Origin of the sequence: Synechocystis sp. PCC 6714, assembly GCF_000478825.2 — a bacterium.
Taxonomy (GTDB): Bacteria; Cyanobacteriota; Cyanobacteriia; order Cyanobacteriales; family Microcystaceae; genus Synechocystis.
This window is the reverse complement of sequence record NZ_CP007542.1, coordinates 297,933-322,926: the sequence shown is the minus strand read 5'-3', so window position 1 is coordinate 322,926 and position 24,994 is coordinate 297,933. Positions and strand designations below refer to the sequence as shown.

The window sequence follows — 24,994 nt, the reverse complement described above, 5'->3', positions numbered from 1 at the left end:
TCCGCCTATCGCCAGAATGTAAGACTTGCTGGTTTTCGGAATAGAGGGCAGTTCTTTGGGTAGGGAGCTCCTTCCTCGCTTTAGCACGGAGGAGTAGTTCACGTAACGTCTAAAATCCCATGGATAGATAAGGTTGACTAAATCACTTACTCAGATCCGGAACTGGATTTTTGTCTTCTTTCCCGTCGATGTTCTAAAAGTTCAAACCCTGCCAAGCTAAGGCTGGCAGCACCGAGGGGAATCCAAAAGTAAATTACTCGGTAAGCTAACAATGCCCCCAACACCTCCACGGAGGAATATTTGGGAGTCAATAGGAATAACACCACTGTCTCAAATACCCCCAATCCCCCTGGGACATTACTGATAATGCCCGCCACCTGAGCTAGGAGATAAATACCAAAAAAGCCAGGAAAACTAAGGTGATGGTGCCCCGGTAACAAGACATATAAAATGCCCGAAGCGAGAATCCAATCCACCGCTGTCAAACCAATTTGGGCTAAAGATACAGCAAAGGGAATTTTTGGGGTTTGCCATTGGCCAATTTTAAATGGCTTAATTAAATTGCCCGTCACCAGCAGATAAACGCCAATAATAGACAGGAAAATAAAGCCAATGGGATGAACGGAAAGAAAAGGTAAATGAAGAAAGGCAGGCAATTGCAGAGGATCCACCACAAAAGTTATGCCCCCCACCGTTAATAAACCCACCCAAAAACTGAGGTTACAAAAGGCGATCGCCTGGGCAATGATCGGGGGCGGCACCTGCCAGGATTGATAGAGGCGGTAACGGATGGCACTGCCACTGAGCAAAGCTAAGCCGACGCTGTTACTGATGGCATAACTGACAAAGCCCACAAAGCTAGTTTTAGCTAGGGGTAGGGATTGGCCCAGATAAAACATGGCCAGGGTGTCATAGCCAGTCAAAATTATGTAATTGATCAGCATGAGCGCAAAGGCTCCGGCCAAACGAGTTTTGACGATGCTTTGGAAACTGGTCAGCACATTTTGCCAACCGTAGTGATGCAGTTCTGAATGGATAGCGCCAATGGACAGCACGAATAGGCAAGCCCCGATCGCCGCCGGGGCAATTTTTTGTACCTTTTGCCAGGCGGTCATGGCCTCACCTCATAAAATCGGAATATTCTTCCAAGCTGGCTTAGAATCTGTTCGTAAAATCTGATTTTGCCTCCTAAATCTCCCAATACTGGGGAACTTTGACCCAATTTCCCCCAAACTTGGGGGGCAGGTTTTTTTCAAACACACTCGCAGGGACTAGAATTAGTTATTTTTAACTATCTTTTTCCTGGTGATATTCCACTTCAATCACCGTATGGACATTGCCCCGGGGGTTAAAATCAGCTTTTAGTCTAGCGTACAAAGGATTGGCCACCGCCACAAAATCATCCAAAATCTGATTGGTTACTTCTTCGTGGGGAATATGGCGATCGCGGTAACTGTTAATGTAAAGCTTAATGGATTTTAGTTCTACCACCTTCTGGTCAGGGCAATAGGTTAAATACAGGGTGGCAAAATCCGGGTAACCGGAAAAGGGACATTTACAGGTAAATTCCGGTAGGGTGATGTGCACATCGTAACGACGGCCGGGACGGGGATTGGGGAAAGTGATCAGTTGGGCATCCCGAATTTCGCGCTCGCCATATTTTTCAATGTTGTCGCTGGTGGTAATTGCAGTGTCGGCCATAGTGAACAGTAAAAAATGGACGGGATTAGGAAGTAGAAGAAAAACAGTATTCCTATTATTTCAGATTTTTCTAGCTGTCCTGGTAATAGTCTCTAGTTCCTTTGGCATCCATGGCTTCGCTCAAACGGTTGAGGGCGTGGATATAGGCCGCAGTCCGTACATTCACTTCCAAGTCTTGGGTGATCTGCCAAACTTTTTCCGCTTCCTCCACCATTTTTTCCTTGAGGCGATCGTTCACTTCTTTAGCACTCCAATAAAGCCCACTGCGGTTTTGCACCCATTCAAAGTAGCTCACCGTCACTCCCCCAGCATTAACTAAAATATCGGGAAAAACGTATATGCCTTTGCTGGCCAAAATATCATCGGCGGCAGTGGTGGTGGGGCCATTGGCAACTTCAAAAATGTAGCGGGCCCTGACCCGGTCTGCATTGTCGCTGGTAATTTGATTTTCCAAGGCGGCGGGAATTAGCACGTCCACATCCAGGGCCAATAACTCAGCATTACTTAGTTGTTGATTTTCCCCCAAATTACAGATGGCTTGGTCACAGTACATACCCGCCAAAGTGCGGTGCCGTTGTTTATAGTCGATGACAGCAGGAATATCGATGCCCTGTTCGTTATAGATACCCCCTTGGGAATCACTGATCGCCACCACTTTGTAACCATCTTGGTATAAACATTCTGCCACAACCATACCCGCATTACCAAAACCCTGGACGGCGACGGTGGTATTTTCGGGATATTGGTCAAACTTGGGCAGCATACCCTGCATGATGTAAAAAGCTCCAGTACCGGTGGCGGTGTTGCGACCCTGGCTTCCCCCCATGGTGACGGGTTTGCCGGTGACAACGGCGGGACTAATTTTGCGGCGAATGATGCTGTATTGGTCCATCATCCAGCCCATCATCATTTCGTTGGTGTAAACGTCCGGGGCCAAAATGTCGATGTCCGGCCCAATAAAATCGGCGATTGCCTCAATGTAACCCCGACTTAAACGCTCCAATTCCGCTCGGCTGAGTTCTTTGGGATTGAGGGTGATGCCCCCCTTAGCTCCTCCGAAGGGCAGGTTTAACAGGGCACATTTAAAGGTCATCCAAAAGGCCAGGGATTGCACCTCGTCCATGGTGACGTTGGGGTGATAGCGCACACCCCCTTTGCCGGGGCCCCTGGTGTCGTCGTAGCGTACCCGGTAACCAGGAAAAATCTTTAGGGAACCATCGTCCATCCGCACTGGAATGGAAACACTGAGGCTGGTTTTGGGATATTTCAGCCTTTCCCCGGCATCATCGGAAATGGCCACATATTTCAGGGCCTTTTCTAGACGCTTACTAGCATCGGTAAAGAGGGATCCAGCCATAATTACTACTCCTGGAACATGGGGGTGGGCCGCCACTGGCGTTGGGCAACATTTGCCATAGGCTAGCCCTGACGGTCAACGAATTTATTTGATTGTGATTTGATCTTTGTTTGATCAATAGTTCCATTAGAGCATGGAGCCTGGGGCCATAGCGGGCATTGCCCTAGGTTGGTAACACAGCGACACAATCGATTTCCACTAATACATCTTTCGGTAGGCGAGCTACTTCCACGCAACTACGGGCTGGGGCCGTAGCCTCATTAAAATATTGGCCATAGATGGCGTTAACTTTGGCGAAATCGTTCATATCTTTGATAAATACCGTAGTTTTAACCACATTTTCCCAACCACAACCTGCCTCCTTCAGCACTGCTTCTAAATTGGTCATTACCTGTTGGGCTTGGGCTTCTACATCTCCCGTTCCCATAACTGTCATGGTTTGAGGATCCAGGGCAATTTGGCCGGCGGTAAAAAGAAAACCATTGGCGGCGATCGCCTGATTATAGGGGCCAACGGGGGCGGGAGCTTGGGCAGTGTTAATAATTTGCATTGCTTAGTTGTGGGCAATTAGCTACGGGGACTTTATGTCCCATTCAACCATTAATGTCGACTGATATTGATCATTGCCTCCATCGATGTTCAAGGCGTGGCCCCAGCACCAATTAAGAGGGAAACCCGATCGCCACCAACTTCCCTCAGGCTAGAGAGAATTTCGATGGCACTTTGATAGGGAACGTCCCCTGACACCCGCAGATAAACGTAACGCTGGGGGGAATGTTGTAAATAGCTGGGTAACTGCTGTAGAAGTTGAGCTTTTTCCACAGGGCGATCATTCACCGAGAGTTTTCCCCCTTGGTGTAACACCACTTGAAGAAATTCCACCTCTTCCGATTTATCCAATGGCACCTCGGCAGGTTGAACCTCCGCAGTTTCAGAGCCTTGGGGTAAACGAACTAGCAAAGACGCCCCCTCTTCCGCTAGGTTAGCGGCAACGGCTACAAAAAAGGCCAGCACCACCAACATCACATTGAGCATCGGGGTGATTTCTAGTTCTGGTAATTTGTCCCAGTCTTGTCGGTGTCTAAATTTCATAGCCCTGGGTCTGATTTACGGACTACCAAGAGGACCCGATCGCCGCCAATTTCCACCATTTGAACTAACAAATCATCCACTTGACGATAATTCAACTGTCCGTCCACTGTTAACCTCACCTCACCCTGGGGATGGGCCGCCAAAAAGGTGGCGATCGTCGCTAACAATTTATCTCTTTCGACAATATTACCTCCTATCAAAACGTCACCCTGACGATTTAAGCCCACATCTAAACCAGGGGCCATAATCTTTGTTTGGGGAGATGATTCCCCTTCTTTGGCCAAACCGCCTGCGCTCTCCGGTGGTTCCAGATCAGCAATAACTCTACCAGTCAAAGACATGGTTAAAATTACAAAAAAAGTTAATACCGACATCAAAACATCAATCATCGGTACTAAATTAATCCCTGGAGTCCTCCCCCCCCTGACTCGACTTTTCATTGGTTATGGCTCAGCAATTCTAGCCGTCTTTAATAAATTGGGCATTGGGTGATGGGGTTCGTACCAGACTTCACGGTAAATAAGTTCTAATTCACTGCCCACTGCGGCAAAATAATCCATTTGTTGGGATTGTAAACTGACCAAAACCCTAAATACTAATAGGGCAAAAATCGCCACCATCATCCCCGCTGCGGTGGTAATCAGTGCTTCTCCAATACCCGAGGCGGCCTGGGTGGCCTCCGCACTGGAGCCTCCACCTCCGATATTGAGATTGTTGAAAGTACGAATTAAGCCCGTTACGGTGCCCAATAAGCCCAGGAGGGGGGCTAAGGCAATAATGGTTTCCAGGAGTTTATCGCCCCGTCGCATTCGGGCAAATTCTTTATCGGCGGTGGCTTCCATGGCCAAACGGAAAGTTTCTGGACTGGGGTGACGGAGCTTTAAGGGGGCCAGAAGAAAACGGCCAATAGCTAAATGTTGGGCATATTCAGCGATTTTCCGAGCTTTTGCCAAATCCTCAACCGCCGCATCGAGGACGTCCCGCACAACCCGGTCTTCTTGAATAAGTAAGCGACTCCAAAACCAACCTCTTTCTAGGGCAGTGGTGAGGGCAAGGATGGACAGCAGTAACAAAGGAAACATCACTGCCCCCCCCTTAAGAAACTCATCGAGTAGTCGCGGGGTTTGAGTCAAAAACAGGGGGAATGGGGGCATGGACAGAAAATAGGGGAAATTTTCTAAATAGTAATCTCTTGCAATTATCCAGCACAAGTGCTTCAATAATTTATGAATTATTGCATTTAATTTGCAATAAAATCGATAACTCAGATAATCTGAAGCCGATCCACTCCAGATGCCCGTCGGGCTGCCTATAACTAGCCAAATGAGCCCAGACATGGGGCCTAGTTCAGGTTAATGGAACTGGATTGAGCCTGCATTATTTATTACTTTCATTTTAAATTGCCCACTATCCATTGCCCTAGACTTCGATGACAACTAAGATTTCCCGGCGGACCTTTTTTGTGGGAGGCACGGCCCTCACCGCCCTAGTGGTAGCGAATTTGCCCCGGCGGGCTTCTGCCCAGTCCCGCACCATTAACCTCTATTCTTCACGGCATTACAACACCGATGATGCACTCTATGATGCCTTTGGAGAGGTTAACCTAATCGAGGCCAGTGCCGAAGAACTGATTGAGCGCATCCAAAGTGAAGGGGCTAATAGTCCGGGGGATATTTTATTCACTGTAGATGCCGGTATGTTATGGCGGGCGGAACAGGCGGGACTTTTCCAACCGGTGCGTAGCGCCAAGCTGAATGAGCGCATTCCCGAAAATCTGCGCCATCCCGATGGGCTATGGTATGGCTTCACCCAGAGAGCCCGGGTGTTGTATTACAGTCGCGACCGGGTCAATCCAGCGGATCTCTCCACCTACGAGGCCTTGGCGGATCCCCAATGGCGGGGAAAAATCCTGGTACGTCCCTCTAGTAATGTGTATAACCTTTCCCTAACCGCTTCCCGCATTGCCATCCATGGGGAGCCAGAAACCCGCCGCTGGTTACAAGGCTTGGTGGGTAACTTTGCTCGGCAACCGGAGGGTAATGACACAGCACAAATTCGCGCTATTGCCGCTGGGATTGGAGATGTGGCGATCGCCAACAGCTACTACTATATCCGCCTGCAAAAATCCACCGATCCCGCCGATCAAGAAGTGGTGGAAAAAGTCAGCCTTTTCTTCCCTAACACTGGCCCGGGAGAGCGGGGAACCCATGTCAATGTCAGTGGGGCTGGGGTGCTGAAAAATGCTCCTAATCGGGACGCGGCGATCGCCTTCCTGGAATATCTGGCCAGCGATGATGCCCAACGTTATTTTGCCGAGGGCAACAATGAGTATCCAGTGATTCCGGGAGTACCCATTGATCCTGTGCTCGCCAGCCATGGCCAACTAAAAGGAGACCCCCTCAATGTTGCTAACCTGGGACGTTACCAACCCGATTCAGCTCGTTTGATGAATGAAGTTGGCTGGCAGTAATGCAAAGAAAATTGGACAATTGCCCAAATTTTTTCTCCAGTTATTGCATATAAATTGCATATAGGTGTCAGAACACGATATTGTTTTGGCAGGATCGAACGCCGTGCTCAAACCATTAAGGGTGCGGTGTTTTTGTTGCCGGTCATTGTTTCTTCCCCTTTTTGGACTCCATGTGGCTACCCTCCTGGCATCAGTTACAATTTCCCCTAGCCTTTGTCTGTGCGTCTGTCATCCATGGAGGGTTATTATGGTTGCCCTTACCTCCCCCAGCAGCGGAGTTGGAGCCTCTCCCCCCCCCATCGAAGGATTCTGCTTCCGAGGCGATCGCCACAGTTCCCCTCGCCGACCTAGTGACACCGGCCCCCAGGGCCGAACCTCCGCCAAGGAAATCTCCCCAAGCTTTAGCGTCTCTCCCTCCTGCGCCTCAATCTGTTCCCGAAGTAGCGCCTGAAGTTGTAGCACCGCCACCATTCCGCCCCCAAACCACTGCCCCATCGAAAGCCTCCCCCAAAGCCGTAAGAGCACCCCAGAACCAGCCGAATCCAAAGCAGGAGGACAATGGGATTGAGCCTGCATCAGTTCCAGAACCCAGCCCTGACCAAGGACAGGAGGTTGAGAGTGAGGTTAAAACTATTGAACCCTCCCCCGTCCTAAAGCCCAAGAGAGAACTTATCGCTGGCATTGCTCACCTAGAAGGAGCTCAATCGGGATGCTATGGCTCAGACGACTGTCATTTTCTGGCAGGGGCTACGGTCCGAGCCGTTACCCAAGACCTCCAGGCCCGTTTGGAGGCAGAAGGCTTCAGCCTGAGTGAGAGTTATCGAGATACAGGACTGCGGGTATACAAAGTCTATCGGCAAGATAAACCACCCCAATTTCTCCACATCGTCAGTGATAATGCGGGACGGGATGCGTTTTATCTTCTCTCCCCCGAACAAAAAACCTTAGAAGAACTTAGATCGCCATGAATAACAAAAAACTCAGCCTAACCCTACCATTACCATTGCTGGGAATCTTGGCTCTGACGGCTTGTAATCAGCCCAGAAAAGAAATTGATCCGTTATCACAATTGCGGGAGAAAGGGGAATGTCTTGATTGCAATCTGGCGGGGGCGGATTTGCGGGAGTTTGATTTGGAAAACGTTCGCTTGAATCGTTCCGATTTGTCAGGGGCAAATTTATCCGGGGTGAATTTACGGCGGGCGTTGTTGGACCGGGCCAACCTGGCGGGGGCAAATTTGAGTGAAACGGATTTAACCGAAGCAGCGTTAACTGAAGCTAATCTGGCCGGGGCAGATTTGAGCGGCGCTAATTTGGAACGGAGTTTTCTGCGGGATGTGGATTTAACCGGAGCGAACCTGAAGGGAGCCAACCTGACCCGGGCCAATTTAACGGCGGCGAACTTGACCGATGCCGATTTGGAAGAGGCAGAATTCGACGAAACAACCATGCCCGATGGCTCCCGTCGTTAGTTGAGAACGGGCAGAGTCTCTTCCCGGATGATTTCCATTAAGCGATGGAAATGCACTGGCTTAATTAAAAACCGATCGGCGGCAATTTCCATCTGGACACTCCGGCCATCAGCATGATCCATGGGATCGATCAGGACAATAATTTTCACAGACTCTGTTCCCAAGAAACGACGTATGTCATCAAAACTATCCACCGCCACTGCCCCAGCCCGGGGCAAATCCATCACTAATAAATGGCAATAGTGATTTGTTAATTGTCTTAATTGCATTAATTCGACCTCCGTAGGACAGAGACAATTGAGCCATTCCAATTGGTAGCCCCTCGCCCGAAAATAACTACTGAGGGTGGTGGCATAGGCAGAATTTGCACTGCATAAAGTTACCCTAGCTCGAACTAGGGTTTTAAGGCTAGGAGCATTTAGGAACTCGCTTTGGGAGGATTGCTCACCGCCATCCTCGAAAATGCACGGAATAACCACAAGAAACTGGCTGCCCCGGTCTATCTCACTGAGGACGCTCACCGTTCCTCCATGGAGCTCAACAATTTTTTTTACCAAAGATAAACCTAATCCAGTGCCATCATAATGACGATTGAGGGTACCGTCGATTTGCACGAATGGCTCGAAAATAGTGTCTAACTTTTCCGGAGGAATGCCAATGCCAGTGTCTGCAATTACCATGCGGAAATGGCTAGGGGAAGAAGAGAAATTTTGCTCGTTTTTTTCCGCTCCTGGGCTAATTTCTATGGTTACTTTTCCTCCTTCTGGAGTGAATTTAATTGCATTACTAAGTAAGTTAATTAAAACTTGACAAATGCGTCGTTTATCTACCATCGCATTGGGCAGATCTGGGGAAATTTTACAAACTAAATCAATTTGTTTTTGTAAAGCAAACTGTTGTACGAAACTCAGGCTTTGATTAGCCAAGGAACTTAGATTGGTAGATTCTATATCTAGGTCCATCTTTCCTGCTTCAATCTTAGAAAGATCGAGAATATCGTTGATCAATGACAGTAGATGAGTACCGCTTCTTTTGACTACTTCTAAACAATAGGCTTGCTTGTCATTTAATGGGCCATGGATTTGATTTTGCAGGGCTTCCACCATACCTAAAATAGAATTCAAGGGAGTGCGTAATTCGTGGCTCATATTGGCCAAAAATTCATCCTTGAGCTGGGTAGCTTTAGCCAAAATTATGTTGGAAAGCTTTAATTTTTCTTCCGCTTTTTTGATATTTGTAATATCAGCAATGGTTCCAATAGTTCTTACTAATTCTACCCCTTCTTCTTGATGAATTTGCCCACGGAATAGGCAGTAATAAATTTCGTCATTGGCCGCTTGCAGACGTAGTTCTCCCGATAGTTCCATCTCTGGATTGATTAAACTTTGCTCAATGGTTTGCCAAAATAAAGGGCGATCGCCAGGATAGATAAAAAAATCCCTTCCTGCCTGGTCAGGGGCAGGATCAAAGCCTAACCAGATAACTAATTTGGGGTCTACTTCTAGGTAGTTAAATTGGGGTTGATATTCCCATACCCAAACTCTGGTGGCTTGGGACGCTAACTCATAGCGCTGGGCAATTTCCACATATTTACGCTCTGCAATTTCCAGGGCTTCCTTCTGATAAAATTCCAATTGATCGAAGGTTTGCACCAAGGTATGACCTAAGAAACCAATTTCATTATTGCTTAGGGGGGGTAAATTAAGCTGCTTAAAATTGTCATAATTAACCAAGGCCAGGCGCAATTTACCTAGGGGAGATAGAACAAAGTGTTGTATTAGTAAGCTCACCAAAAGGAGAATTACCACAGCACCTATAACTAGGGGAATTATCACGATTAAAAGAGCCCGATTAACCTCCTGATTCAATTCCCGTTGTTCTAAAACGGCGATCGCCACCCCCCGACGGCGGTTATGGAGACTTAAGGGGGTCTCCGTTTCCTGGGGGAAGGAATAGGTACTGAATGGCAAAGCATAGGCAACTACGCTATAGCCGTCAATGGTTGTGCTAATAGATTGGGGAATGCCACTGGTGGAAACCTGTTCAAATAGGGGGAAAAAGTAGGGACTAATCTCTCTATATTTTTGTCCTCGCACCGAACCAAAATCGCTACTATGGGCAATAATAATGCCATTGGGATCAATAATTGACACATCTTCCACCCGGGGCCAAGCGGCATAGTTTTGCACTAAGCGATTGAGTCGATAAACATCATTAGTTTCGATTAAACCTTCCGCTGCAAATTCGATTCCCTCCGTCAATCTTTGGGCCCGGCGTATACTATTTATTTCCGATTCCCTCTGCAGATTTTTTTGAGTAAAAAACGCAGTAATTAAGCTGGTTAATAAAAGCACTATCCCACAACCCAATAACAATTGGTAGCGCAGGGTTTGATTAACGGAAAATTTGGCCCAAATCATGGTTATGACCTTTGCACAGCACGGGAAAAAAGTTGTGAATTGACAAGCACATTTTCGCGGAGAATTAATCCGTGACGGCAACTTTCTAATAATAGTTGGCGAATTCTTCCCACAACGGATTTTAAACGTCCTTGAACCAGCATTTCTTCGTTCAAAATTCTATCGCCATGGATCATGCCCTCGAAACCCCGGGCAAAAACTTCCACCGGTATATCCAATTTTTCCGCCACGACGGTAAAAACTTCTTGGGGATTAGTTTCCACTGCCTCCATGACTTGGAACCAGACCTGAATAAAGCGGATTAATTCCTCTCGCTTGGTCTCCGCAATTTCCGATGGAACCACTAAACCATCCACAATAATGCTGTCCAATTCCGCCGTGGTGTAGATAACATTACCGCCGATCTCTTTCGCTATCTGGTGTAACGCGGGTTCCCAGAGTACTGCGGCATCGATGGTTCCTTCCTTAAGCTGTTCAAGGCCCTCCTCATTGGCTAGATCAACTATCTCCACCTCGTTCGACTTTATACCGTTGGCCCACAGGGCTTCCAGTAGGATGACGTGGGAAAGACTACCGAATCGGGCACTAATCTTTTTGCCAGTCATTTCAGCGATGAAATTCAAGTCTGGCCTGGCCACGATACCGTCGGAACCGGCGGAAACATCAGAAACTAAAACAAATTCCGGGGATGTTTGGGGAAAGTCAATTTGCATCACCTGGGGAAGGGAGATGAAACTCGCATCTTGGTAGCCCCGCATGGTGGCGCGAAAATTATCGTTTTGTTCTTCAAAATGAACTATTTCCACGTCCAAGCCTTTTTCGGTAAATAAACCCTTGGCTTCAGCATAGATAATAATGTTGTAGCCAGGCCAGTCGTTCATTCCTACTGTGAGGGGTTGCAGCCCATGTTTTGGGTACAAGCTGACCAGGCAGATCGCCGTTAGGATGAGAATGAATCCACATCCCAATAATTTTTTAGAAAAATAATTCATAGCGGCCTAGAACACATGGGGGTAAATCGACAAATTCTGCTTGATGGGGGGTTAATTTAATTAATATTATTCAGTAACTATGGAAAGATCATTGTTGAGCCCCCCGGGCTATTGCCTTTATAAGGGGACGACCAGAGACCGACGGTTATTGGTGGATTTTTTGAAACGCACTTACCAGTCTATTTTTCCGGAGATGGAAGAGTTCCGCCATCTGGCCCAAACGGTGGAAAGTTATTTTTCTTGGCGATCGCCATTGTGGTGGGTTGTACCGGAAACGCCCCAAGGAAATTCCAGCCCTGGAAGCCATGATAGTCTTTTTTCTACCACTGAAGATCCATTGGGACTGATGGACCAAATTAATCTGGCTTGCCCAACAGAACCTGGGGCAAATCAAGGGGAACAGACAAAAAAAATTGTTCATTGCCAGCCCATTGCGGGGCTCTGGTTAGGGAATGCCATTGACCAAGTAACAGGCGATCGCCACGGCCATATTTTTATGCTCTATGTGGAGCCGGCCCACCGCCGTCGGGGTATTGCCACCGCTCTGATGCAACAGGCCCAACAATGGGGCCAAAAAAGAGGCGATCGGCAATTAGCTTTGCAGGTTTTTACCCATAACCAAGGGGCAATGAAATTATATGAAAAATTTGGTTTTACTCCCCATGCTTTGGTAATGCAAAAAAACTTGATATAATTGAGATATATCTGGGAAATAGGTTCACAAAAAATGGTTTAAGTATTAATTAACTAGCCTAGATTGTCAGATTAAATGGAAGGTAAATAAAATGAAACTTTTACACTTTCTTTCCATATTTGGACTGACAGTAACCTTAGCGATTCCTTCCATAGCTATTTTGGGTGGATCTCGGCAAATCCAAGCCCAAACTCCCTATGTTCGTTATGAATCAGTCAATTCCCCCCAACGATTTATCCGTCATAGGAACTATCTTGGCTATGTTGAACCTATCAATACAAGCTTGGATGAATTGGATTCTAGTTTTCGCATCACAACAGGATTAGCAAATCCCAATTGCATCTCTTTAGAATCTAGAAACTTTCCAAATTACTTTCTAAGACACAGAAACTATCGCATAATTTTATCTGCCAATGAAAACAGTGATCTTTTTAGGCAAGATGCAACTTTCTGTCCGAGGAACGGGTTAAATTCCCAAGGGGGAGTATCATTTGAATCAAACAATTATCCGGGGCATTATATTCGACATCGAAATTTTGAACTCTGGCTCGATAAATTTAGCGGATTTACAGAAAGCACAATTTTCAGAGATGACGCTACTTTTACTCAAAGGGACGTGCCTTAAAATAGTTCTCAATTTTTAACCTAATTTAGGGTATGTAGCGTTATTTCATGTCTCCCATAGTTTGGGAAAATGCCTTGAGGTAACCAAATAAAGCGAAATCCTGCACAAAATACTCCGGCAGTGGTGGGTTGTGCAGGAAACGACCCAAGGAAATAAATTTTGGACCATAAACAAGAAATGGAAATAGCTTTGTTAATTAAATTCAAAAAGAATGCCTGGGGTAGGAATGTCAAGATCAGGGCGGATAACAGCTAAAATACGGACAAGTTAACGCCTATGTCCCCCACCATGAACCGACGCGACACCGAATTGGCCAACCCCATTCCCCAGGCTGCCTTGCGGGCCTCCGTGGATTTAACCACCTGGGGCAACATCGGCTTTTGGGTACAAATTGTCCTTGGCGCTTTTTCCGTAGTTACGTTTCTGTTTGCTGGTTTTAGTTTGAGTGGGCCCAATCGCACCACAGGTATTGAAGCGGGCATTCTTTCCGCCTTTATTTCCATTGTGCTATTAGGTTTTGGCATTTTCTTTTCCACCCGCTACCGTCGTTTGGGGCGTAACCTTAAGGACTCGGAGGCCACTAAACATCCCCGGCGGGCAGATATTATCAAACTGATTCGCATTGGCTTGATCATTAACCTAGTGGGCATGGGCACCGCTATCATCGGTGGGGCCGCCATGAGTGGCATTGTGTTGGGCAAAGCCCTGAGTGTGCCTCCGGGAACCTTTGCGTCCGCCGCTGACCCCAATCGTTTCGTTCAATCGACGGATTTGCTGGCCATTCAGGCCAACATCAACACCATCATCGCCCATTTCACTGGTTTATTGTCGTCCCTCTGGCTGTTGGATCGTCTGAACAAGTAATTCTCAGGCGCACTGTGTTGTTGCCCTCTTCATCCAGGGGCACTTCAATCACTTCCTGGGTGAGTCCTTCAATGGCCGTTAACAGGGAACGTAAATTGGGAGTGCTGGCGCCGGTGTCCACATAGAGGCGATCGGACAGAGTGGCCAAACGTTTCCAAGTGGTGAACAGTTTACCCACGGACTGTTCCAATTGGGTGGCCTGCTTGAGCAGATCCGCCGCTGTGTTGAGACAATCCAACCGTAGAGCTTCCTGTAAGGCCAGTTCCATATCCAATGGGAAAGCTTTCAGGGTTTGTACCTTGGCCGCCGCATCCAAATATTTAGACAAATTACGGGCGGAAGTGGTGAGATATTTGACAGTGTCCACATCGGGGGAGGCGATCGCCTCTTCCTGTAGGGCTTGCAAATGGGTTGCTGGTACTTTTTCTAGTTCCTTTACCAAAGGGGCCAAGTGACGGGGGGAGACGGTGCCGTCGGTGGCCTTTTCCTTGAGCACATCGGGCAAGAGTTCCGAACTCATGGCGGTCCATTCATCGGCCAATTGTTTTACTTCCCGCCGGGTAATGCGATCGCCGTTATGGGCCGCATCACTGATTAGCTTTTGTACCTCTGGATCAGCTTTGGCCGTTTCTACAAAGGCCCGTTTGCTGAAATTGTTAATGGAGCCGGGATCTAGTTGCCCCTCAGCGATTAAAGTGTCAGCGCTATTGGCCAATTGAATGAGGGCATAGGCTTGGGTTTTAGAAATTTCCCGTTGCTTGAGCCAATTTAAAAAACCAGTGCCCCGGCCATCCCCGCCAATTTTTTCCCGGTCCCGCACCGCCCGGAGAATGCGACCGCGCCAAATTTCGGTTTGCAGATCAAAGCGCTCACACAGTCGCCAAAAATCCTCCAACTGTTGCTGAAATTCATGCTCTTGGATGTCCTCGTCAGCGGGATCCGGCAATTCGAAGTTAATGTCAGCGGGAATTTCCAGCGCGGCGGTGATGGCTTCGGGGGAAGGCGCAAGGTCAACCATAGAGCTAATCTTTTTGTCTGTTTAATATTTGGGGAACGCAACGTAATGGCCTAAAGGCAAGGAATTTTGCCAGAGCCTTACCAACCTATCACAAGGGGGAAGGATTACCGTTGCGGTCGGGTAACAATGGAGTTGGAGCAGTGGAAAATCACCGAGGTTGATTTGGATTAGTTTTGTGGACTTGCCAATGGGGGAAATTCCGGTTCCGCTGGCAAAGGAGATTCAACCCGGGGGGTGGGGGACGTTACGGGACTGATGGGCCCAGGGGATGGTTGACTTAAACTGCGCCATTCCTGCAAAAAGCTTTGGGCACTGCCATAGGCCGCACTCTCGGAGGGGATTTGCTCAAGGGCATTAATGGCCCGTTGATAATTACCCACCCTGGCCTGTTCCTGGGCTAGGGATAAAATCTGGTAACTCCAATTGTTAACTAGTTGTAAACGTTGGCCGCCGGCATCGGTACTACGGGGCACTTGACTAATCAATTGCAAAGCCTGGTTGAGGGAGTCAACGGTGCGGGAAGAGGCCAATTCCTGGGCCCGCCTTAGGTTATTTTGGGCGTTAATTTCCCCTTGCCAACGGCTGATTTGGCCGCGGGCTTCCCCAGACAGGGCTCGGTTTGCCTCGATCTGTCGCGCGGTGCTGATGGCCGCCTCATAGTTTTGGGCATTGGCCAAGGCGATCGCCTGGTCGAGGATAGGTTGGTCAATGCGGCGCTGGATAGTGGCTTGCCATTGGTTAATGCTTTGACGGGCTTCGGAATATAAAGCTCGACCGGGGGCAATCTGTTCAGCTTGTTGAATGGCTTGTTCCAAGTTACCGGCACTGGCCAATTGCCTAGCTTGCCGGAGAATGGGGCGATCTTCATCTACTTGTACTCGCTCTGTCCAGTTGGCAATGTCCCGGGCCGCTTCTTGATGACGGGGGTTATCCGGGGTAATTAATTTGGCTTGGGCGATCGCCTCATTGAGGGCGCTAATGGTGCCAATTTCGGCAGTATTTCGGGCCCGGGCCAACTGTTGTAGGGCGGTTTCTTCCCGCCGCCAATCCTTGACTAACTCCTGGGCCAGAGCGTAATAGGGACGGCTACTATCCGTCAACTTTTCTGCCGTGGTGATAGCTAGGCCCAAACCATCCACTGTCCCCATTTGCGACTCCTGCCCCGCCGTGGCGAGAATTTGCCAATCATTCAAATCCTGGGCAGGAAAATAGGATTCTGGCAAACGACCCAAGGTAGTACCCAGGGTCTGCCAGTCCCGGCGCTCAATCATGGTTTCTATGGAACCAGTTAGTTTGTCCACCGCTTCAGCGATCAATTTCTGGGCCTCTTGGTAGGCGTAACTGTCTTTGGGAATTTTGGACGCATCCTCGATCGCCTTGAGCCAATTATCCGTACCTCCCCGGCGCAAAATGCGGTAGGCGTTATCCAATTTGCTGCTTTCTTCCTGGGCAATTTGAATATTGCGGATGGCTTGGTCATACTTAGTGGTAGACCAAAAAGTGTTATCCAGGTTCAACAGGCGCACTGCATTGCGAAAGGCACTGTTCCAACGGGAATTCCGCAGATCATTTTCTACTTCAGCATAGATGGTTTCCCCTTCCTGCCAAAGGCCTCGCCAAGCGGCAATCCTTTCCTCCACCAAGTCATAGGCCTGCACATGGTCGGGAATTTTTTCTGCCGCGGCGATCGCCTCTTCCAACAGTCCTTTCTGAAAATAATCTTCTGCTAAGTCTAATAACTCCGTCGCCCAGGTTTCAATGTTACGGTTCACCTCCACCGCCAGGGGATGATCCTTAGGCAAAGCCGCCAACAGATTAATCGCCCGCAGTAGACCATCAACGGTTTTTTCCTCGGCGGATAACTGGGCACAGTAAAGCCGCATGGAAGCTGAAGCCACTGGCCAAAAAACCCTAGAGCACTGGGGGCTCTTCGGTAATACCAGCAACCAATTGGTGGAAGCTAAACCAATCGCCCCCGACATCAAAATCAGAAAGATAGCCCAAAACTGTAGGGGCAACCGTTGCAGTGGCAAGCCAGATTGAAAATAGCGGGCAACGGGGAAGTTAAAGGTCTTATTCATCTGCAATTACAGGGGAGAAAGCTAGTTAGCCTTGGCCATCTAGGCGATCGCCAACCGGGTTCACACAAAACTGAGTTACTGAACTAGAGCCACATTTTTTCTGGTCAATCTTAACATTACTTGACCTGGAAGGATTTTAACCCAGAGATAGCGCTAGGCTAGGGTCAGACTGCTTTCTCCCACTTGTTTCTGCGGTGGAAATCCGGTCAAAGTTGACCATATTCGCAATGGTGACAATGGAGCAAAGAGCCATGGTTTTCTGCAAAAAAGCTTTTCTAACCATCGGCACCGTTCACTTTGCTGAAGTGGTGGCCTTTTACCAATGCCTTTTGGAGCAACAACCCCATCCCTACGCCCCTGTACATTATGCTGAGTTTCACTTGCCGGGGATGGCTTTGGCTATTTTTTCTCCCCACTCAGACCACGTCCAAGAATTTTCCTGCTCTGACCCCAGTGGCTTTAGCCTTTGTTTAGAAGTAGCTGATTTAACCACGGCGATCGCCAACATTGCTGAGTTCCATCCCAGTATTCTTAAAAACAGCATTATCGATGCCAGCCATGGCAGGGAAATTTATCTTTATGACCCAGCAGGAAACCGCCTTATTCTCCACGAAAGTTGCTAGGGCCTGTTTAGAAAATAGCTTGAAGTTGAACTTAACCAGGCGATCGCCAATTTTTAAAAAGGGCATCGGGTAAAACTGGGGTTACACTGGGTAGGATTGCCAAATTCCCCCACCCCCCACGGGCCAATGGTTTCATCCGCCGTTCACCTTAACTTGATTGAAGATCTGGCCGCCCAAGCCTTGGCCTTGCAAGATTTGACCCCCCAGCAGGGTTTAACTCTTTTGCAATGTGACGATCCCGAAGGTTGGGAGGTAATCCGGCAATACGGCGATCGCCTACGACGTCAATTGGTGGGGCAAACGGTCACCTATGTAGTCAATCGCAACATTAACTTCACCAATATCTGCGAGCAACATTGCAATTTTTGCGCCTTCCGTCGGGATGACGGACAAACGGGAGCCTACTGGCTCAACGAATCTGAAATTGTCAGTAAAACCAAAGCGGCGATCGCCCAGGGAGCAACGGAAATTTGTCTCCAGGGAGGACTAAATCCCCAGGCCAAAATTAACGGTTCTAGTGTGGCCTACTATGTCAATTTGGTGGAAACCATTAAAGGACAATGTTCCCAACTCCATCTGCACGGCTTTTCCCCCCAGGAAATCCAATTTATGGCCCGCCAAGATGGGTTGACCTATGGCGAAGTTCTGACCAGGCTGAAATCTGCGGGGTTAGATTCTTTACCCGGTACAGCAGCAGAAGTATTAGTAGATCCGGTGCGGCGCATCATTTGTCCCGAAAAAATTGACAGTCAAACTTGGTTGGACATTGTTGGTTTAGCCCACAGTCACGGTTTGCCCACCACCAGCACCCTCATGGCCGGCCACGTTGAAACCCCAGAGGACATCATCATCCACCTCGATCGCCTACGGCAACGGCAGCAGGCAAGTCTGGACCAAGGTTATCCCGCCCGTATCACCGAATTTATTCTTCTGCCCTTTGTCGGGGAAAATGCGCCCCCTAGCCTAAGAAAACGAGTAGGCCGGGACCAACCAGATTTAAACCAAGCTCTACAAATTACGGCGATCGCCAGGCTATATCTCGGCCAATGGATTGTTAATCATCAACCAAGCTGGGTCAAACTAGGATTAGAGGGGGCCACCACTGCGTTGAACTGGGGCTGTAACGATCTGGGTGGAACCCTGATGGAAGAACATATCACCACCATGGCCGGTGCCAAGGGAGGAACCTGCTTGACAGTGGATCAACTTCAAGATGCTATCATTGCCGCCGGTCGTCCCCATCAACAGCGCACCACCCTTTATCAGCCTGTTCCAAAAAATACAGTACAGGAAAAGATTATTGTCTGAGACAAAATCACCTTGGTTGGCACTAGCTTATAGTCAATCAAAGTAAGATTGAGACGACCAAAGTCTTTACCAAAGACGCTTTTAGCCCTGATCAGAGTCTTACTTTCAATTATAGCTAGTTAAATTAACTATGTGACACTATGCTACACAGTAGTTACGAATAATTTCATCTATGCTTACACCTGGAGAGGCGTATGTTCTTGCTCTTTTCAATGCACTAAAATCATGCTCTATGTCATTAAGATCTGGCGAGTAGGTAGGTAAAAACAAAACTGTATGTCCTGCCTCTTCTACTATTTTTCTAATCCTACTCTTTCTATGAATAGGCGCATTATCCATAATTAATACCGATGGAATTGTTAATGCAGGTATCAGGTATAATTCAAGCCATCCTTCAAAACCTTCGGCGTTTAAACTTCCACTAAATAGCATCGGTGCTATCAGGTCTTTTTTGTTTTTTCTTCTACCTGCCACAAGGTTTTCTTTCTTTCCTCTTTTTCCTTGCCTTTCCCCATATACTCTCTCTCCTCTTTTTGACCATCCGTACACTGAAGAGGCAAACTCCTCAAAACCAGCTTCATCTATGAATACAAGGCTTGCAACCCCATAAATTAGAATTAGCTCTTTCAGGATTTTTTGATATTCTGCTCTTTTTTCTTCATCTCTTTCTTTATATAGTAACTGTTTTTTTTTCTCGTAATTCCCATTTCTTTAAATCTATATGACAGTGCGCTAGCAGTTACACCGAATTTCTTTGCTCTCTCTTTCATCGGCATATCTGGATTTTCCATCACATCTTTCTCCAGCTCTTTTATATCTATCTTCCGACGCCGGTTCTTTACCTTCGTTGGTGCCAGATTTTCCCGGCTTAACCATCTATAAATTGTCTCTCTACCTACCTTAAATATTTTTGATGCCTTCGTTACACCATTCCCTTCTTCTAGAAAACTTATTACTCTTAGTCGTAAATCTAGATCGTATGCCATAAGTTGCTTATTAGTTTAGTCATTATTTATAATATAGCATTATACACACTTTCCGCCCCACTCTTATTTCAGTTGGCTATAAATCAACTATAGCAGAGAAAGGTTTAGTGTAACCAATACAATTTTCTTTAGATCTCGTTTGCGTTAAATGAGTACACCCTAGTGATATTGATAAATTTTTATTTGTTCTCCCCAACTTGGGGGGGAATCCCCAAAATCCCCCGTTATCGCTGTCGCTTTAGGGAAAACTAAAACTTCGCAGACACCCTCTTAATTTCTGCCCCGAATTAAATCCCGGATAGTTAACTTTTGCTCAGCGGTATTGCCAGAAAAAGTTCTTTCTGCCATCAATTCAATTTCTACCCCTGTGCCTGGCTGTAAATCCTTGGGAGGAATAGGCAATTGACCAATATTAATTGTAAATTCATTGCCGTTAATGGTTACTAAATCGTCCTCAATTTCACCTTCATAGCGCAAACTGTAAGTGGAAGGAGGACGAAAACGAGGATCTTCGTTGGTAATTCTATACCTTAATTTGAATTTAGTGGCCATTAAATTGGATTGGTTAGCTTCATCCACCAAAGAAAGTTGTAAATTATCACCACTGCCCGACAACGTTAAGCGCCCTAAACTGGTGGCATCCCCTTCCCACATAGCATTATAAACAACAAATTCGGTAACATTATTTCTCTGTTGAGTAGTGCCTTCTAGCCATAAATTGCTCGGTAATTCCGCCGCAATTTGGTTATCTTCCGTTAAAGTTAAACTCACATTGGTGTTGGCAAAACGCTCAAAGGGTTGGGGCGCATTCCACACCACCAGAAAAGATCTTTCTATGCGGTCTAACAAAACTAAATATTCATCGGCAATGACGGAACCAGGCGCTAACAACTGAGCCGCTCCAGTGCGGGTTTCCCAAATGTTTTTAGAAAGATTGAAGCCCTGATTTTTCAGTACATCTAAGCTGACCGCGGTGCCGGGACGATCCGGTTCCAAAGGCCGGTCTAAATTGAGCACCGTCAAACGTCCAGGTAAACCATCTTGCCCGGCAATGCCCGATCGCCCTTCTCGGCCATTCAGACCATTGAAACAACGGAATTCTTCAGTGGAGCAACGGTAACCACTATCCCCCGGACGACCCGAACAATTTTCCACTGTCCAATAGGGTTGGCTACATTGGCAGGCTTTGCCCCCAGCTCCCCCCACCCCAGGAGTCCCCCCTTTACCCCCAGCGGCCCCGACAAAAATTTGATTCAGGCTATTGAGATTACGGGTGTAAATGGTGATGGAGCCGCCATTACCACCATTGCCACCATTGCCCCCATCCCCACCGTCACTGCCATTGGCCATTTGTATATCTTGCCTTTGACTAGTGTCCAGGGCAGGGCAATTAGCTGGGGAACCCTCTCCACCCGGAGTTCCTGGTGCCCCATCCCTACCAGCTAAATTCAAGGTCATGGGAGAACCATCGCTAAAAACTGTCAGGTTGTCGGTGTCGGTTCCATCCTGGCCGTCTTGACCCCTAGCGCCCGGTGCGCCGACGGAACCAATATTTCTCCGTTGACTTGCCTGGGCCAAAAGTAAACATTCCCCATTAGTTAAAGGGGCAGCAGTAAGGGCAGTGGCCACTAGATTAAGGGGGAGAGCCAGGGCCAAAATGGAAGCAAAACGCAACTTAATTTCTCCTTGCAATGCAAAAACTAACTGGAAACTGTGACACAGGATCCAATGCCAACCGAATCAGTTCCCTTGACTGGGGATGGTTAGGGGTTAGTTCCGTTCTCGCCATTGGCCAAAGCCCACAATGGGGTTTAACCCTTGAGCAGAATACCCAGTAAAAGCAATAGTCCCCCCCCTGTCCAGGACAGAAATAGGGGATAGCCAATCAACATTTCGTCCCCTTCATTGGTTACAGTGACAATTTGCAATTGAGGCGATAAACCCCGCACCACCATGCCGCTGACTTTTACTGGTCCCAAGGCGATCGCCTCTAGGCGGATCCGGAGGGAACGGAAGGGCGGTAACAATCGAGTCCAGCCAGGGTAGCGTACCGGAATTACCCCAGTGCGGTCATGGAAATATAATCTGGGAGCTCTCCAAATGCTGGCCTGCACCAAACGCAACTTGCCTTGCCAATTTACTTGAGTTCCCCAAATAGGGCTTAAATTGGGATCGCTAAGCAGACTCAGCACGGTGGGGGCGGCCACTTTTCTTTGCCCCAAACTCTGCCAGGTGGTGCGGAGTAAAATGCCTGCCCCTAGGCCTATCAATATGGCTTGGTGCAGATGTAGTTTAAAAATAGGGTTTTCCTGTTGAGTCCACCACCCTAACGCCAAAGCACACCAGATGGGCAATAGCCAAATAAACACTTCCAAGTAAAACGAGAAAGTTCTTTTTTTTGCTTCTTCCAGGGAAATTTGCCGACGGCTGAGCACAAGATTATATTCCGTATCCAGGTCTAGCTGTTCAGCATAATGGCTCAATACCTGGAGTCGTTTGCCCAAAAGGGGATGGGAACTACAGCCCGTAATAATGCCCCGCCAGGGACTACCCCAATCCCAGAGGAGCAAATTGCCCACCATCCTTGGGTCAAATCTTTCTCCCCGTTCACAAGCCGCCGCAGTATAGGCATCGTAGTTGGCAAAATTACGCATGCCCTCTAAAAACAAAGCCGGTCTCTCCGCTTGTCTTTCCTGCTTCACTAAGGCCCTGGTCATTTTAACTAAAGCTCGGATTAAGGCATTGGGATTACCCGTGTAGTTGACGGCAAAATGGTCGGCGTAATATTCCCTGGTTCTAGCTAAGTAACGGTTGGCCATCTGATTAAAACGAAACACGGCCAAACAAACCCAAACCAAGGGAGCAATCAAAATTTTGGCGATCGCCGGCCAAGAGCTCCGGAGTGTTTGCAATTCACAGTACCACCAATAGAACAATTGACCCCATCCCGCCATACAGGTCAACAGGGCACAATCCCAACGAACAATATGGGCTAACTCATGGCCAAACAGGGTGGCAATCTCCTCCGCACTTAGGTAACGAAAAATTCCCTGGCTAATTACAATGCGTGTGTTTTTTTGCTGCACGCCGTAGGTAAACATAACCGGACGATTATCGGGAATAATGCCTAATTTGGGAATGGGGAAAGTTTGAGCTCGGGCCACCCGCAACATCAGTTCCCCCGCCTCCGGACTGTACTTCTGCACTGCCCCTAGGTTTACCCATTCAGTGCCGTAAATACGTCGATTAATTAAATCTATGACAGGGGTGCTGTAAAACAAGGCCAGACAATTGACCAAAATCCCCAGCCCTAGACTGATTAGCAAAATGTTTTGCCATGGTTGCCCCACTAACCACCACACTAAGGGGATAAAGAGCACAGATGTGGTCAATAGAGGAATAAATAAACCAGTCCCAAAAATAAATGGCAAACTATCCGCAACCCTAGGTAGGGCCACCTTAACCCGATTATTTTCCGCCCGGCCGGCCTTTAAATCAGTGGAGAGCACATCCTCATCCGCTTCCCCTTCACTCCCATTTTCCTGTTTAAGGAGCATCAGCATCATTGTCTTGGCCCAATTTTGTACCTCTAGGTTGGGATGCTGGGTTAAGTATTCGCATAATTCCCGAGATTGGTTAAATTTACCTAAAGCTCGGTAAGCACGGACCAGCGCCATTTGGGCTTTGAGAAATTCCGGTGATTTCTGGTTAGGCACCTGGCGACAAACCATTTCTAGAGCTTCGATCGCCAGTTCATATTGCTGATTTTGTAGGGCCTTGAGTCCTTTTTGTAGGGTAAGGGCAATTTCATGGGGATTCATGGGGTCAAAAGCGGAGAAACGAGAACAGAGAAGCCAACATCGGTTATGTGGGCAAAATTTGTTTTGTCCCACCCCCAATATGAGCTATGGAAGACCATTTTGCTCAATTTTCGTTTCAACTCTTTGCTTTATCCCCCTTTCGGCTGCAAATACAGCAAAATAGACCTAGTATTCGGTCACGCTGGGATCCACTTCCCGACTCCAAGCAGTGATACCCCCCTTAACATTGATGCCTTCAATGCCAGCTTGCTTGAGGATAGTCAGTGCCTTAGCAGAACGTCCCCCCAGTTTACAATGGGCAATGAGGCGGTGACCGTTGACCAATTCCCGCACTTTCTCCACCCCGGGGCCTTCTTCAATGTCCGGTAAGGGAATTAACACTGCCCCTGGAATGCGGGCAATATCATACTCATTGGGATTGCGGACATCAATCAGAACGTAATCATTGGCATCACTATCCAGTAAAGCTTTTAGCTCGGTAACACTCATTTCCGGCAAAGCTTGGGCATCGGCAGCTTCCGCGGCTTTAGCTTGGGGAATACCGCAGAATTGGTCATAATCAATTAACTTTTCAATGACCGGCCTCTCAGGATTAGGGCGCAGTTTCAATTCCCGGAATTTCATTTCCCAAGCGTTGAACAGCAGCAGACGACCGCTGAGGGTGTTGGGGGCTCCCAAAATAATCTTCAATGCTTCCGTTGCTTGGATCGTGCCGACAATGCCCGGCAAAACACCGAGAACTCCCCCTTCAGCACAGGAAGGAACCATACCCGGCGGCGGGGGTTCGGGATACAGATCTCGATAGTTGGGACCGCCCTGATAATTAAATACTGTGGCTTGCCCTTCAAAACGGAAAATGGAGCCGTAAACGTTGGGTTTATTCAACAGCACACAGGCATCGTTGGTTAGATAACGGGTGGGAAAATTGTCCGTACCGTCAATAACAATGTCGTAGGGTTCAATAATCTCCAACGCATTGGCAGAAGAAATCTGGGTTTCGTAGAGATCCACCTGACAGAAAGGATTAATTTCCAGAATGCTGTGCTTGGCCGACTCGATTTTGGGCTTGCCCACCCAGGAAGTACTGTGGATAATCTGCCGTTGCAGGTTGGAAGTGTCAACAATATCAAAATCCACCAAACCGATGCGTCCTACCCCCGCCGCCGCTAGATAGAGTAGCAGTGGGGAACCTAGACCCCCGGAACCAATGCAGAGTACACTGGCGGCCTTGATGCGTTTTTGGCCATCGAGACCCACCTCCGGCAGAATAATGTGGCGGGAATACCTTTGGTAATCGTCTTGGGAGAGTTCAATCTCTGCTAGGTTTGGGTTAAGCATTGCTGTTGTTCACGGAAAATCATCGTCGGGACTATTGCCGCAACGAACCTATCATTTTAGTCTTTTTGGCGGCGGCGCTACCATGGTTTTGGTGTGAAGATTGTTAAATGGAATTCTTATTTTTGCTTAAACA

General features: G+C 47.9%; 23 protein-coding genes and 1 pseudogene. 8 read left to right on the top strand and 16 right to left on the bottom strand.

Annotated elements, in window-relative coordinates:
• Nucleotides 1-146: 146 nt before the first annotated feature.
• From D082_RS01475 to D082_RS01445, 7 genes and pseudogenes are all read right to left on the bottom strand, one after another.
• The gene (locus D082_RS01475) at nucleotides 147-1,115 is read right to left on the bottom strand and encodes a lysylphosphatidylglycerol synthase domain-containing protein (RefSeq protein ID WP_028946700.1); all 969 of its coding nucleotides are present in this window, start codon (nucleotides 1,113-1,115) and stop codon (nucleotides 147-149) included.
• 172 nt (nucleotides 1,116-1,287) lie between these two features.
• The gene (gene queF, locus D082_RS01470) at nucleotides 1,288-1,701 is read right to left on the bottom strand and encodes a preQ(1) synthase (RefSeq protein WP_028946701.1); all 414 of its coding nucleotides are present in this window, start codon (nucleotides 1,699-1,701) and stop codon (nucleotides 1,288-1,290) included.
• Between the two features lie 70 nt (nucleotides 1,702-1,771).
• The gene (gene gdhA, locus D082_RS01465; RefSeq protein WP_028946702.1) at nucleotides 1,772-3,058 is read right to left on the bottom strand and encodes an NADP-specific glutamate dehydrogenase; all 1,287 of its coding nucleotides are present in this window, start codon (nucleotides 3,056-3,058) and stop codon (nucleotides 1,772-1,774) included.
• A 163-nt stretch (nucleotides 3,059-3,221) separates the two neighbouring features.
• Nucleotides 3,222-3,608 carry a RidA family protein gene (locus D082_RS01460; protein WP_028946703.1) on the bottom strand — a complete coding sequence of 129 codons (387 nt, stop codon included), beginning with the start codon at nucleotides 3,606-3,608 and terminating at the stop codon, nucleotides 3,222-3,224.
• Nucleotides 3,609-3,697: 89 nt separating this feature from the next.
• A complete protein-coding gene (locus D082_RS01455; RefSeq protein ID WP_028946704.1) occupies nucleotides 3,698-4,150 on the bottom strand; it encodes a biopolymer transporter ExbD in 453 nt (150 codons plus the stop codon).
• Complete coding sequence (locus tag D082_RS01450) at nucleotides 4,147-4,590, bottom strand: biopolymer transporter ExbD (protein ID WP_028946705.1); 444 nt, start codon at nucleotides 4,588-4,590, stop codon at nucleotides 4,147-4,149. Before D082_RS01450 ends, D082_RS01455 begins: the two co-directional genes overlap by 4 nt.
• Nucleotides 4,591-4,593: 3 nt before the next feature.
• Nucleotides 4,594-5,359: pseudogene (locus D082_RS01445) on the bottom strand (MotA/TolQ/ExbB proton channel family protein).
• Nucleotides 5,360-5,579: 220 nt separating this feature from the next.
• Here D082_RS01445 and D082_RS01440 point away from each other — a divergent pair.
• From D082_RS01440 to D082_RS01430, 3 genes are all read left to right on the top strand, one after another.
• Nucleotides 5,580-6,620 carry a Fe(3+) ABC transporter substrate-binding protein gene (locus D082_RS01440; protein ID WP_028946706.1) on the top strand — a complete coding sequence of 347 codons (1,041 nt, stop codon included), beginning with the start codon at nucleotides 5,580-5,582 and terminating at the stop codon, nucleotides 6,618-6,620.
• Nucleotides 6,621-6,790: 170 nt separating this feature from the next.
• A complete protein-coding gene (locus D082_RS01435) occupies nucleotides 6,791-7,588 on the top strand; it encodes a hypothetical protein (RefSeq protein ID WP_238546786.1) in 798 nt (265 codons plus the stop codon).
• Entirely contained in the window at nucleotides 7,585-8,091 is a 507-nt protein-coding gene (locus tag D082_RS01430; RefSeq protein WP_028946707.1) for a pentapeptide repeat-containing protein, read from the top strand. The genes D082_RS01435 and D082_RS01430 overlap by 4 nt, the downstream gene beginning before the upstream one ends.
• On the opposite strand, the gene D082_RS01425 is transcribed toward D082_RS01430, so the two are convergent.
• Together D082_RS01425 and D082_RS01420 are read right to left on the bottom strand one after the other, a co-directional pair.
• Nucleotides 8,088-10,511, bottom strand: coding sequence for an ATP-binding protein (locus D082_RS01425; protein ID WP_028946708.1), 2,424 nt, complete (start codon nucleotides 10,509-10,511; stop codon nucleotides 8,088-8,090). The two genes, D082_RS01430 and D082_RS01425, sit on opposite strands and share 4 nt — an antisense overlap.
• 2 nt (nucleotides 10,512-10,513) lie before the next feature.
• Nucleotides 10,514-11,503 carry an ABC transporter substrate-binding protein gene (locus D082_RS01420; protein WP_081857593.1) on the bottom strand — a complete coding sequence of 330 codons (990 nt, stop codon included), beginning with the start codon at nucleotides 11,501-11,503 and terminating at the stop codon, nucleotides 10,514-10,516.
• Nucleotides 11,504-11,654: 151 nt separating this feature from the next.
• Here D082_RS01420 and D082_RS01415 point away from each other — a divergent pair, with 151 nt between their 5' ends.
• The 3 genes from D082_RS01415 (at nucleotide 11,655) to D082_RS01405 (ending at nucleotide 13,686) form a co-directional block, all read left to right on the top strand.
• Nucleotides 11,655-12,197, top strand: a complete 543-nt coding sequence (locus tag D082_RS01415; protein WP_238546890.1) for an N-acetyltransferase — start codon at nucleotides 11,655-11,657, stop codon at nucleotides 12,195-12,197.
• A gap of 91 nt (nucleotides 12,198-12,288) precedes the next feature.
• The gene (locus tag D082_RS01410) at nucleotides 12,289-12,822 is read left to right on the top strand and encodes an AbfB domain-containing protein (RefSeq protein WP_028946710.1); all 534 of its coding nucleotides are present in this window, start codon (nucleotides 12,289-12,291) and stop codon (nucleotides 12,820-12,822) included.
• Nucleotides 12,823-13,098: 276 nt separating this feature from the next.
• Entirely contained in the window at nucleotides 13,099-13,686 is a 588-nt protein-coding gene (locus D082_RS01405; protein WP_238546784.1) for a DUF3611 family protein, read from the top strand.
• On the opposite strand, the gene D082_RS01400 is transcribed toward D082_RS01405, so the two are convergent.
• Nucleotides 13,637-14,704, bottom strand: coding sequence for a hypothetical protein (locus D082_RS01400; RefSeq protein ID WP_028946712.1), 1,068 nt, complete (start codon nucleotides 14,702-14,704; stop codon nucleotides 13,637-13,639). The genes D082_RS01405 and D082_RS01400 overlap by 50 nt on opposite strands.
• A gap of 167 nt (nucleotides 14,705-14,871) precedes the next feature.
• The gene (locus tag D082_RS01395; protein ID WP_028946713.1) at nucleotides 14,872-16,785 is read right to left on the bottom strand and encodes a hypothetical protein; all 1,914 of its coding nucleotides are present in this window, start codon (nucleotides 16,783-16,785) and stop codon (nucleotides 14,872-14,874) included.
• 251 nt (nucleotides 16,786-17,036) lie between these two features.
• Here D082_RS01395 and D082_RS01390 point away from each other — a divergent pair, with 251 nt between their 5' ends.
• Both D082_RS01390 and cofH read left to right on the top strand, forming a co-directional pair.
• Nucleotides 17,037-17,408, top strand: coding sequence for a glyoxalase/bleomycin resistance/dioxygenase family protein (locus D082_RS01390; protein WP_028946714.1), 372 nt, complete (start codon nucleotides 17,037-17,039; stop codon nucleotides 17,406-17,408).
• Nucleotides 17,409-17,534: 126 nt separating this feature from the next.
• Nucleotides 17,535-18,716, top strand: coding sequence for a 7,8-didemethyl-8-hydroxy-5-deazariboflavin synthase subunit CofH (gene cofH / locus D082_RS01385; RefSeq protein WP_038529862.1), 1,182 nt, complete (start codon nucleotides 17,535-17,537; stop codon nucleotides 18,714-18,716).
• 138 nt (nucleotides 18,717-18,854) lie between these two features.
• On the opposite strand, the gene D082_RS18870 is transcribed toward cofH, so the two are convergent.
• From D082_RS18870 to moeB, 5 genes are all read right to left on the bottom strand, one after another.
• Entirely contained in the window at nucleotides 18,855-19,265 is a 411-nt protein-coding gene (locus tag D082_RS18870; protein WP_238546747.1) for a transposase, read from the bottom strand.
• 77 nt (nucleotides 19,266-19,342) lie between these two features.
• Nucleotides 19,343-19,702, bottom strand: coding sequence for an IS630 transposase-related protein (locus tag D082_RS18865; protein WP_038529857.1), 360 nt, complete (start codon nucleotides 19,700-19,702; stop codon nucleotides 19,343-19,345).
• 270 nt (nucleotides 19,703-19,972) lie between these two features.
• Complete coding sequence (locus tag D082_RS01375; RefSeq protein ID WP_051738907.1) at nucleotides 19,973-21,376, bottom strand: hypothetical protein; 1,404 nt, start codon at nucleotides 21,374-21,376, stop codon at nucleotides 19,973-19,975.
• A 137-nt stretch (nucleotides 21,377-21,513) separates the two neighbouring features.
• Nucleotides 21,514-23,523, bottom strand: coding sequence for a M48 family metalloprotease (locus D082_RS01370; RefSeq protein ID WP_028946724.1), 2,010 nt, complete (start codon nucleotides 23,521-23,523; stop codon nucleotides 21,514-21,516).
• Nucleotides 23,524-23,688: 165 nt separating this feature from the next.
• Nucleotides 23,689-24,861, bottom strand: coding sequence for a molybdopterin-synthase adenylyltransferase MoeB (gene moeB / locus D082_RS01365; protein ID WP_028946725.1), 1,173 nt, complete (start codon nucleotides 24,859-24,861; stop codon nucleotides 23,689-23,691).
• Between the last annotated feature and the right edge of the window lie 133 nt (nucleotides 24,862-24,994).

What these genes read in the sequence shown, in the direction of transcription:
- D082_RS01475 (WP_028946700.1), bottom strand. Translation starts at nt 1,115, where the DNA reads ATGACCGCCTGGCAAAAGGTACAAAAAATTGCCCCGGCGGCGATCGGG.
- queF (WP_028946701.1), bottom strand. Translation starts at nt 1,701, where the DNA reads ATGGCCGACACTGCAATTACCACCAGCGACAACATTGAAAAATATGGC.
- gdhA (WP_028946702.1), bottom strand. Translation starts at nt 3,058, where the DNA reads ATGGCTGGATCCCTCTTTACCGATGCTAGTAAGCGTCTAGAAAAGGCC.
- D082_RS01460 (WP_028946703.1), bottom strand. Translation starts at nt 3,608, where the DNA reads ATGCAAATTATTAACACTGCCCAAGCTCCCGCCCCCGTTGGCCCCTAT.
- D082_RS01455 (WP_028946704.1), bottom strand. Translation starts at nt 4,150, where the DNA reads ATGAAATTTAGACACCGACAAGACTGGGACAAATTACCAGAACTAGAA.
- D082_RS01450 (WP_028946705.1), bottom strand. Translation starts at nt 4,590, where the DNA reads ATGAAAAGTCGAGTCAGGGGGGGGAGGACTCCAGGGATTAATTTAGTA.
- D082_RS01440 (WP_028946706.1), top strand. Translation starts at nt 5,580, where the DNA reads ATGACAACTAAGATTTCCCGGCGGACCTTTTTTGTGGGAGGCACGGCC.
- D082_RS01435 (WP_238546786.1), top strand. Translation starts at nt 6,791, where the DNA reads ATGTGGCTACCCTCCTGGCATCAGTTACAATTTCCCCTAGCCTTTGTC.
- D082_RS01430 (WP_028946707.1), top strand. Translation starts at nt 7,585, where the DNA reads ATGAATAACAAAAAACTCAGCCTAACCCTACCATTACCATTGCTGGGA.
- D082_RS01425 (WP_028946708.1), bottom strand. Translation starts at nt 10,511, where the DNA reads ATGATTTGGGCCAAATTTTCCGTTAATCAAACCCTGCGCTACCAATTG.
- D082_RS01420 (WP_081857593.1), bottom strand. Translation starts at nt 11,503, where the DNA reads ATGAATTATTTTTCTAAAAAATTATTGGGATGTGGATTCATTCTCATC.
- D082_RS01410 (WP_028946710.1), top strand. Translation starts at nt 12,289, where the DNA reads ATGAAACTTTTACACTTTCTTTCCATATTTGGACTGACAGTAACCTTA.
- D082_RS01405 (WP_238546784.1), top strand. Translation starts at nt 13,099, where the DNA reads ATGTCCCCCACCATGAACCGACGCGACACCGAATTGGCCAACCCCATT.
- D082_RS01400 (WP_028946712.1), bottom strand. Translation starts at nt 14,704, where the DNA reads ATGGTTGACCTTGCGCCTTCCCCCGAAGCCATCACCGCCGCGCTGGAA.
- D082_RS01395 (WP_028946713.1), bottom strand. Translation starts at nt 16,785, where the DNA reads ATGAATAAGACCTTTAACTTCCCCGTTGCCCGCTATTTTCAATCTGGC.
- D082_RS01390 (WP_028946714.1), top strand. Translation starts at nt 17,037, where the DNA reads ATGGTTTTCTGCAAAAAAGCTTTTCTAACCATCGGCACCGTTCACTTT.
- cofH (WP_038529862.1), top strand. Translation starts at nt 17,535, where the DNA reads ATGGTTTCATCCGCCGTTCACCTTAACTTGATTGAAGATCTGGCCGCC.
- D082_RS18865 (WP_038529857.1), bottom strand. Translation starts at nt 19,702, where the DNA reads ATGGCATACGATCTAGATTTACGACTAAGAGTAATAAGTTTTCTAGAA.
- D082_RS01370 (WP_028946724.1), bottom strand. Translation starts at nt 23,523, where the DNA reads ATGAATCCCCATGAAATTGCCCTTACCCTACAAAAAGGACTCAAGGCC.
- moeB (WP_028946725.1), bottom strand. Translation starts at nt 24,861, where the DNA reads ATGCTTAACCCAAACCTAGCAGAGATTGAACTCTCCCAAGACGATTAC.